At 62.9% G+C, this 9,116-nt stretch carries 7 protein-coding genes; 3 read left to right on the top strand and 4 right to left on the bottom strand.

The annotated features are described in order from the left end of the window. Positions 1-91: 91 nt before the first annotated feature. From ald to J0909_RS15620, 3 genes are all read right to left on the bottom strand, one after another. Positions 92-1,204, bottom strand: a complete 1,113-nt coding sequence (gene ald, locus J0909_RS15630) for an alanine dehydrogenase (protein ID WP_207264252.1) — start codon at positions 1,202-1,204, stop codon at positions 92-94. A gap of 47 nt (positions 1,205-1,251) precedes the next feature. After that, positions 1,252-1,734, bottom strand: a complete 483-nt coding sequence (locus J0909_RS15625; RefSeq protein ID WP_207264251.1) for an Lrp/AsnC family transcriptional regulator — start codon at positions 1,732-1,734, stop codon at positions 1,252-1,254. A gap of 224 nt (positions 1,735-1,958) precedes the next feature. Next, a complete protein-coding gene (locus J0909_RS15620; RefSeq protein ID WP_207264250.1) occupies positions 1,959-3,395 on the bottom strand; it encodes a HoxN/HupN/NixA family nickel/cobalt transporter in 1,437 nt (478 codons plus the stop codon). A 163-nt stretch (positions 3,396-3,558) separates the two neighbouring features. Here J0909_RS15620 and J0909_RS15615 point away from each other — a divergent pair, with 163 nt between their 5' ends. From J0909_RS15615 to J0909_RS15605, 3 genes are all read left to right on the top strand, one after another. Continuing rightward, positions 3,559-4,251 carry a substrate-binding periplasmic protein gene (locus J0909_RS15615; RefSeq protein ID WP_207264249.1) on the top strand — a complete coding sequence of 231 codons (693 nt, stop codon included), beginning with the start codon at positions 3,559-3,561 and terminating at the stop codon, positions 4,249-4,251. Between the two features lie 91 nt (positions 4,252-4,342). Further along, complete coding sequence (locus tag J0909_RS15610; RefSeq protein WP_207264248.1) at positions 4,343-6,277, top strand: sensor histidine kinase; 1,935 nt, start codon at positions 4,343-4,345, stop codon at positions 6,275-6,277. A gap of 47 nt (positions 6,278-6,324) precedes the next feature. After that, complete coding sequence (locus J0909_RS15605; RefSeq protein WP_207264247.1) at positions 6,325-7,452, top strand: glycosyltransferase family 2 protein; 1,128 nt, start codon at positions 6,325-6,327, stop codon at positions 7,450-7,452. Positions 7,453-7,623: 171 nt separating this feature from the next. On the opposite strand, the gene J0909_RS15600 is transcribed toward J0909_RS15605, so the two are convergent. Further along, a complete protein-coding gene (locus tag J0909_RS15600) occupies positions 7,624-9,090 on the bottom strand; it encodes an Rne/Rng family ribonuclease (RefSeq protein ID WP_207264246.1) in 1,467 nt (488 codons plus the stop codon). Positions 9,091-9,116 lie beyond the last annotated feature (26 nt).

The raw sequence follows: 9,116 nt of genomic DNA, 5'->3' as shown, positions 1-9,116 counted from the left end.
AGAAATACGGGAGTCCTTGACATGGGGCCGCATAAGAAAAAGGCCCCGGTCGTTGGACCGGGGCCTTTGTCGTGTGCGGGAGCGACGTCCGCTACATTTGGGCCAGGGCCTCTTCCGGGGTCATGGACTCGATGTTGAGCGCGGCGCCGACGGCCGGGCAGGTCAGGTGTCCGGCCCAGGTGTTCAGGCCGAGGGCCAGGCCGGGATCGGCCTTGAGGGCGTCCACGCCCTTGGCGGCCAAGCGCAGGGCGTAGGGAGCGGTCTGGTTGACCAGGGCGAAAGTGGAGGTGCGGGGTACCGCGCCGGGCATGTTGGCCACGCCGTAATGGACCACGCCGTCGATGACGTAGGTCGGGTTGTCGTGGGTGGTGGCGTGGGTGGTTTCGATACAGCCGCCCTGGTCCACGGCCACGTCCACGATGACCGCGCCTTCCTTCATCAGGGGGAGCATGTCGCGGGTGATCAGGTTCGGGGTCTTGGCGCCGGGCAGCAGGACCGCGCCGATGACGAGGTCGGCCCGCTGGATCATCTGGCGGATGTTGGGCTCGGTGGACATCATGGTGGTGATGCGGCCCTGGAACACTTCGTCCAGGTATTGGAGGCGCTGGTGGGAAAGGTCGAGGATGGTCACGCGCGCGCCCATGCCCATGGCGATGCGGGCCGCGTTGGTGCCGACCACGCCGCCGCCCAGGACAAGGACTTCGGCGGGGTACACGCCGGGCACGCCGCCGAGCAGGATGCCCCGGCCGCCCTGGGTCTTTTCCAGGTAGTGCGCGCCCACCTGGGTGGCCATGCGTCCGGCGACCTCGGACATGGGGGTCAGCAGGGGCAGGGTGCCGTCGGCGGACTTGACGGTCTCGTAGGCCACGGAAGTCGTTCCGGCGTCGAGCAGCGCCTTGGTCAGCTCGGGAGCGGCGGCCAGGTGCAGGTAGGTGAACAGGACCATGTCCTTGCGCAGGTACTTGAACTCGCTCTCCAGCGGCTCTTTGACCTTGATGACCATCTCGGCGCTCCAAGCCTCTTCGGCGGAGACCATCTTGGCTCCCGCGGCCACGTATTCCTCGTCGGCCAGGCCGCTTCCCAGGCCCGCTCCGGCCTCGACCAGCACGTCGTTGCCCTGGCGGACCAGGGATTCCACCGCGCCGGGGGTCATGGCCACGCGGTTTTCCAGCGTTTTGATTTCCTTGGGGATGCCGATAATCATCTGATGCTCCTTTGCAAAGCTCTCCGCCCTCTCCGGCGGCCTTAACGTTATTTGGTGAAGGTATCGATCACGGCGTCGGGCAACAGCAGCCACTTGCGCCGGGATTTCATGACGACAAAGGATTCCGAGGTGTTGATGCCACCCACCTGGGACAGATCCCGGTCCAGAAAATGATAAAGATCATCCATGCCTTCCTGGCAGATGATCTCCACAATGATGTCGTAGCGCCCGGTGACCACCGCCGCCCAGTTGACTCGGGGCAGGGCGCCGATCTGGTCGAGTTTCTCACCGAGCTGTTCGTGGCTCATCAGGCTGATGCCCACCAGGGCCACGGTGAGTCCCTTGACGCGCATGGGGTTGACCAGCCCCGCCACCTTGAGCGCCCCGGCGTGCATGAGGTTCTTGAGCCGTGAACGCACTGTGGGCGCGGTCACGCCCGTGGCCGCACCGATCTTGCCGGGCGACAATTGTCCGTCGCGGGTCAGTTCCGCCATCAGCCTCCGGTCTTGGGAGTCCAGCGTATTTTTCATATTTGTGAGTCCATGGTTTCGTTTTAGAAATCGTAACATGATCTTTTTACCTAAAAGTAAAAAAACATGTCAACGATTTTTTTACGAGCGCAAAGGCATGTCCCGCGCGTTGGGACCGGCATTGCCGTGGGTGGGCCGCGTAGGCGGGGCGAGGGGGCCTGGCGGCGCGGGGGCCGGGGAGAGCGATACCCGGGGGAGGCCGTGACGTGAGCCGGGAAGGGGGATCAGGCGGTCAGGGAGCCGATGAGCAGGGCTGTGCCGAACAGACAGATGGCTGCGGCCCCGCACAGGGACAGTCCGGCGTGGATCGTGTTGAACAGGCGGCGGTTGCGGCCAGACAGGGCCAGGGCGGCCTTGCGGGCCGAGACCGCGAACCAGGCGAAGAGCGTGGTGGTCAGCCCCATGCCCATAGCCATGATCACGAGGGCGGCCACTCCGGTCCAGAAGATGTTCAGTCCGATGGCGAAGGCCAGGATGACCGCCGCGCCGGGGCAGGGGATGAGCCCGGTGACGAAGGATACGGCCAGGATGGAGCGCAGGTCCTCGCCTTCGGGTTCATCGTGGGCGCAGGTGTGGGCCGCGAGGAGCCCGCCCTTGCGCAGGTCGAGCACGGCCTTGGTCAGGAGGAACAGCCCCATAAGGGCGAGCAGCCCGTAGCTCGCCGGCTGGATGGCCCGGCTGGCGGCGGCGAATCCGCCCATGCCCGATGAAAAGAGGAGATAGGCCGCGCCCACGGCCAGGGCGGCCGAGCCCATGTGTACGAAGGTGATGGCGTTGCCCATGAGCGCGCCGCTCCACAACGAGCCGGGATGGCTCAAGAACCAGGAGCAGACCACGGCCTTGCCGTGTCCCGGCCCCACGGCGTGGATCACTCCGTAGACGAAGGACAGACCCAGAAACATCCACAGGGCCGGGCCCCATGGGTCGTCCCTGAGCCGGGTGCCGAACCCGTTGAGCCGCTTGGTCAGCTCCTTCTGGGCCGACCGGACCATGCTCATCAGCCGGGTGAGCACGCCGGGGCCGTCGGCCGCTTCCCGGCGGTCCGCCGTGACCTCCGGCGATGCGCCGGGGGCGACGCTTACGGACATGTGAACGGCGTCCGGCACGATGTAGCGCCAGTAGGTCTGGTCCTTGGCGGGCCGCATGGCGTGGCTGACCGAGATCCCGCCCCTGACGTCGAAGCGCACGCCGTTCTCGGCGTAGATCATGTCCGTATAGTATTCCTTGTCGAACACGGCCATGCGGAAATCGCCGAGCCGGTCCACGGGCAGATTCAGGGGCATGTCGAAATCGTAGACGAAGCGGTTTCCGTCCAGGCTGGCCCGGAAGTGCTCCACTTTGACCGGCAGCCGTTTGCCGCCCGCCTCGACGAGGGTAAAATAATGGTAGTTGGACAGGTACTGGAACGCCCCCTCACGCACGGCCTTCTGCCCCTCGGGCGTGGCCAGGGCGGCCGCGTCCAGCCCCAGGTCGCTCAGGATGGCCCGGGTGAAGATCTCGTCGAAGAGCCAGCTTTGGTGCACGCTCGACAATCCCGCGTCGTTCAGGTGGAAAGTCAGGGAGACGTCCACGTAGACGTGCGGGTGAGCCTCGGCCCGGTGCGGCGCGAGGGCCGGACAAAGCAGCGCGGCCAGGAAGAGAAGGATGATGGTCGTACGCATGGTCGGTTCCGGCACAGATAAGGGAGAGCCGGGGATATGGCAAGGCCGATCTTCGTCGGAGGAGCCCGGCTCGCGTTGCTTTTTCAAGGAATGCAGTCTAAATTGCACCATGCTCCACGGTTCGGCACATATTCCCCGGCAATGGCTTCTGCTGGTATGCGTTTTGTTCGTTCTGTCCGCGTTCCCGGCATTGGCCCAGGCCCGGGCCCTGCGCATCGTGAGTCCTGAGTTGGGCACATGTGGGAGCCTGAAAGAGGGCCGTCCCGCCGGCTTCTGTCTGGAGCTCGGCGACGCCCTCGCGCGCACGGCCGGAATGGAGCCCGTCAACCTGTTCGTCCCCCTGGCCAGGGGCGTGGAGGAGATCCACGCAGGCACGGCGGACATGATCTTCATGCCGCAGCAAGCGGACATTGTCGAACTGGCCGAGGACATCGGGACGGTCAGGCCCCTGACCATGGTGGCCTGGGGGCGCGTGGAGACGCCCCTGCGCACCGTCCGCGATCTGGTCGGCAAGACCGTGGCCGTGGTTCGGGGCTCGCGGCGCGAACTCGACCTGGCCCGGTCGTTGAAGTTCATCCCCTTCCCGTGCAAAAATCATGAACTCGGTTTCCGGATGCTCCTGGCCGGGCGGGTGGACGCCGTGCTCGGTTCGCTCCATGGGCTGACGGGCGAGGTCCAGCGCATCGGCCTGCGCCGTCGGTTTTTGGGCGATCCTCTGGTCCTGGAGCGCAATTCCCTGCGTGCTTACGTGGCCAGGCGGCTGCCCGAGGCCGTGCGCGCCCGCCTGAAGAAGGCCCTGGCCCGGCTTGTCGGGGACGGGACCGTGGCCCGGTTGCGGAGTCGGTATCCTCTATAACTGTGATGACAGGGTGCTGGGAGTCGTGTAGAGCCTGTCGGGAGGATGCGCGATCAGGCAGTCGTCCCATATCCTTTTTTTCGGAAAACAGATGCGAGCAGACAACCCCAAGAGAAAACGGCCTCTCCTGACCAGCAGGTCCATCTCGCGGGACCTGACCTTCAGCCTGGTGGTCATCGTCATGATCATCGCCACGGGGCTCGGCGGGTTCATCTACTGGCAGCAGTCGCAAGAGATGTGGGCCTCGGCCGAGAAAAAGGGCGAGGACACTATTTCCTCGGTGGCCGAAATTCTGGCCGTGCCCATCTGGAACCTCGATTACGACAATGCCCGGCTCATCGGTTCGGTTTACACCCACGACGACATGGTCCAGGGCATCCGCATCTACGGTTCACGCAACGAGGTGGTCTTCGCCCACGAGAAATTCTCGGGCGCGACCGCGGACTTCAGCAAGGTCCGGCCCATCATCTTCGAGGGCCGCACCATCGGCCGGGCCGAGATCGACTTCACCCTGGAGCGCGAGAAGAAGCGGCTGGACGAGCAGATGTTCGTCTCGATCATCATCATCGTCGTGTCCATTTCCGTCATCCTGGCCATCACGGGCCTGCTCCTGCGCGTCTTCCTGAACAAGCCGCTCATGGTCCTTCAGTCCGGCATCGCCCGCGTGGCCAAGGGCGATTTTTCCTACGACTTCGGCGAGGTCTATCATGCCGAGCTGTTGGAAATTGCGAAACGGTTCCGGCGCATGTCCATAGAGATCGAGGGCCGCGAAAACAAGCTCCAGACCATGAACAAGACCCTCCAGGAAGCGGAGGAAAAGTACCGGTCCATTTTCGAGAACGCCATCGAGGGCATTTTCCAGGCCACCCCGGACGGCGTGCTGCGCCGGGCCAATCCGGCCATGGCTCGCATATTCGGCTACGACTCCCTGGACGAATTCCTGTCCAACGTCCGGTCCCTGAGCTCCCGGATCATGGTCAACCCGGATCACATGCTGGGGTTTTTCGACCGGGTGCGCGAGCAGGGCGAGGTCAAACGTTTCGAGGCCGAATATTACCGCCGGGACGGCAAGACCATCTGGGCCTCCCTCAACGCCCGGGCCATCCACGACGAGCAGGGCAACTTCGTCTTCGTGGACGGCATCCTGGAGGATATCACCGATCGCAAGAAGGCCGAGCAGGATCTGGCCGACCTGAACCGCCATCTGGAGCAGCTCGTCCGCGAGCGCACCGAGGATTTGGTCAACAAGGCCCGCGAATTGGAAGAGGCCAACCAGAGGCTGCGCGAACTGGACGAGATGAAGTCCGCCTTCCTCTCCTCGGTCTCCCATGAACTGCGCACGCCCCTGACCTCCATCCTGGGCTTCGCCAAGCTCCTGAACAAGGAGTTCACGCGCAATTTCCTGCCCCTGGTTAACCCGGACAGCGCCCTGGCCCGCAAGGGCAGGCGCATCCGCGAGAATCTGGCCATCATCAGCCACGAGGGTGAGCGTCTTACCCGGCTGATCAACGATGTCCTCGACCTGAACAAGATCGAGTCCGGTTCCATGGGCTGGCGCGACGAGGAACTGGACATGAACGAGGTCATCGAGGTGGCCGCCAATTCGGTTTCCGGCATGTTCGCCCAGACCGCCCTGGAGTTGCGTACCGAGGTCGAGTCCGGCCTGCCGCGCATCATCGCCGACCGCGACCGCATGCAGCAGGTCCTCATCAATCTGCTCAACAACGCCTCCAAGTTCACCGAAAAGGGCTCGGTCACCCTGCGAGCCTTTCCACGTTTCAGCCAACTTCGCGTGGAAGTGGTGGACACCGGCACCGGCATCCATCCCGAGGATCAGTCCCAGATCTTCGAGAAGTTCCATCAGACCCATACCGACGACACCATGGTCAACAAGCCCAAGGGCACCGGCCTGGGGCTGACCATCTGCCGCGAGATCATCGAGCATTACGGCGGCCGCATCTGGGTCGAATCCGAGGTCGGCGTGGGTTCCACCTTCATTTTCACTTTGCCCGCGACGGGCGAATGAACCGTCCCCGGCGCTTGCTGAAATTCAAAAAATAATAAGGAAATACAATGAATTCTGGCCTTACTATAGTTATCCCTTCCTATAACATGGCGACCTGGCTTCCCACCGCCATCGAGTCCTGCCTCGACCAGACGTGCCGGGATATCGAAGTCCTGATCGTTGACGACGGATCAACCGATGCGACCGGGCGGATAGCCGACCATTACGCCGGGCTGGACGACAGGATTCGAGTCGTGCACCAGGAGAACGCCGGGCTCGGCCCGGCGCGGGCCAAGGGACAGGAGTTGGCGAACAAGAAGTATCTCCATTTTCTTGATGCCGATGACGCTCTTTCCCGGGATGCCGCGGCCGTCCTGGTCGGCAAGGCCGAGGAGGACGGCGCCGATCTGGTCTCCGGGAACGCCATCGTCTTTTCCGACCGGACCGGCAATACGCGCAACTATTTCCCGCATCCCGAAGCCTCCAATCTCGTATTCAGGGATGCCCCGCGCTACTGGAAAAGCAAGGTCGTGTGGCGTTGGATTTTCAGAACGGAATTCGTCCGGGAGAACGAGCTCAAGCACCTCCCTTTTCGGATGGGGCAGGATGTCCTGTTCATGTACGAAGCCCTGACCAGGGCGAAGAGTTTTTCCCAGACGTCCCGCCAGATCTATTATTTCCGGCAAGAGCACAAGTCCGCCGACCTGAGCCTCGACACCTACGTCAATCATCTCATCGCCCATTATCTTGAGGCCAAACGGATCCTGTTGGATGCCGCGATGCCCGCTCCCCTGGTCAAGTATCTCAACGAGAATTATTTTCGCGACATGCGGCGGCTCATCCCCACGCTGACGGACGCGGATGAATGGGCCAGAAAGAAGGTGATCGCCGACAGCCTGAGCCTCTTCGATTCCCTGCCCGAGGAATTTTTCACCGAGGATCCTTTCAAGATGGGCATCAATCCGGAAGCTCTTCCCCTGTTTTTGGCGTTGATCAGGAAGGACCTGGAGGCGGTGGACGCGGAATTGACGCGGAGAGAGCAGGCCGGGGCGGTAAAGGACGTAAATAAGTTTACCTTGTTCCACACGGTCCGGCGGCGCATCAAGTCCATGCTCCGGCCCATGTCCATCGCCGTGCGGGGACGGCTGCGGGATCTTGAAGGGCGGGCGAGGGTCAATATGCGGGATTTTGACTAGCTGATCTTTGGCGGCCCGCCCGTTCGGGGCCGCCCTTCATCGGGCACGAGCCTTCGACAGCTCCGGCGACGGGGCGGCGGCTTAGCCCGGTACGGCCGCCATACGCAATGCAAAGGCCCCCGCCCCGAGAGTCTCGGGGCGGGGGCCTGCGATTGCGGTTCGGGAGCACGGCTATTCGTCGTACTCGTATTCGATGTCGATGTGGATGGATTTGTCGTAGCGTTTTTCCAGGTCCGCCAGGATGCCGCGCTTGTTGTTGAGCAGGTAGATGGCCAGCTCCTCCTCGCAGTCGTATTGGACCTCTTCGGAACCTGGCTGGCGCAGGTCGCGGTGGATGTCCTTGAGGGCCTGGAGGGCCTGCCATTCCATGTTCCGGCGGATGCCGGTGCCCTTGCAGCAGGGGCAGGGCTCGGTGGAGATGGCGATGGCCGAGGAGCCGAGGCGCTGGCGCACCAGTTCCATGAGCCCGAAGGAAGAGATGCGCGACACGTCGGTCCGGGCGCGGTCGTTCTTCATTTCCGCGCGCATGACCTTTTCCACTTCGCGGCAGTCCTTGGGGTTCTTCATCTCGATGAAATCGATGACCACCTGGCCGCCGATGTCCCGCAGCCTGAGCTGGCGGGCGATCTCTCGGGCGGCCTCCACGTTGGTTTTGAGGGCCATCTTCTGGAAATTCTTTTCCCCGCCGATCTTGCCGGAGTTGATGTCCACGGCGGTCAGGGCCTCGGTGGCGTCGAAGACCAGTCGTCCGCCCGAGGGCATGGACGCCTCGCGGGAGTAGATTTCTTCCACCTGCTTGACCACGTTGAACCGCTCCAGCAGGGAAAGCTCGTTGTCCTCGTGCAGCCGGACCAGATTGTTCTTGCGCGGGAAGGCCAGTTTGACGAATTGGTGGACCTGCTCATAGGTCTCTTTGTCGTCCACCCAGATTTCGCTGATATCCGTGCTCAGGTAGTCGCGCACGGCGCGGGCGGCCAGCCCGAGTTCCTGGTAGACCAGGGACGGGGCCTTGACCTTCTGGGCATTGGCCCGGATGTCGGTCCACAGCCGGTTCAGGTACTTGAAATCGCGCTCCAGGGCGGCCTTGGATTGGCCCACGGCTGCGGTGCGGGCGATGAGGCCCACGCCCTCGGCGGTTTCAAACCCCTCCAGGGCGGTCTTGAGGCGGCCTCGTTCCTTTTCGTCCTCGATCTTGCGCGAAACCCCGATCTGGCTGCGGCCCACGGTGTAGACGAAGCTACGTCCGGGCAGGGAAAGGTAGGAGGTCAGGAAGGCGCCCTTCTTGCCGGTGGGTTCCTTGACCACCTGGACCAGGACCTCCTGGCCGGGCTTGAGCACCTTCTGCATGAGCGGGAAGCGCTGGCCTTTTTTGGTGGGAACCTCGTTGACGTAGTATTCGGGGTGGACTTCGTCGATTTGCAGGAAACCGTTGCGTTCGGCGCCGTAGTTGATGAACGCGGCCTGAAGCCCGTTGTCGATGTTGTGGATGTAGCCTTTGTAGATGTTACCTTTGGTCTTGGCCTGGTGGACCATTTCAACGTAATATTCGTTGACCTTGCCCTCTTCGGCTATGACGACCTCAACCTGTTCTCCCGGCAGCACGGAGATGAACATCTTCTGCCGTTTCTTTTTGGTCATGGAAACCTCGTGACGAGAAAAGTGTG

The organism is Desulfovibrio sp. Huiquan2017, assembly GCF_017351175.1.
In the GTDB taxonomy this organism is placed as follows: Bacteria; Desulfobacterota; Desulfovibrionia; order Desulfovibrionales; family Desulfovibrionaceae; genus Pseudodesulfovibrio.
Note: the sequence above shows the minus strand (reverse complement) of the source record. Positions and strands in the feature narration are given on the sequence as shown.

Bases quoted from the DNA above. Each gene is read 5' to 3' on its own strand.
- ald (WP_207264252.1), bottom strand. From the start codon at position 1,204: ATGATTATCGGCATCCCCAAGGAAATCAAAACGCTGGAAAACCGCGTG.
- J0909_RS15625 (WP_207264251.1), bottom strand. From the start codon at position 1,734: ATGAAAAATACGCTGGACTCCCAAGACCGGAGGCTGATGGCGGAACTG.
- J0909_RS15620 (WP_207264250.1), bottom strand. From the start codon at position 3,395: ATGCGTACGACCATCATCCTTCTCTTCCTGGCCGCGCTGCTTTGTCCG.
- J0909_RS15610 (WP_207264248.1), top strand. From the start codon at position 4,343: ATGCGAGCAGACAACCCCAAGAGAAAACGGCCTCTCCTGACCAGCAGG.
- J0909_RS15605 (WP_207264247.1), top strand. From the start codon at position 6,325: ATGAATTCTGGCCTTACTATAGTTATCCCTTCCTATAACATGGCGACC.
- J0909_RS15600 (WP_207264246.1), bottom strand. From the start codon at position 9,090: ATGACCAAAAAGAAACGGCAGAAGATGTTCATCTCCGTGCTGCCGGGA.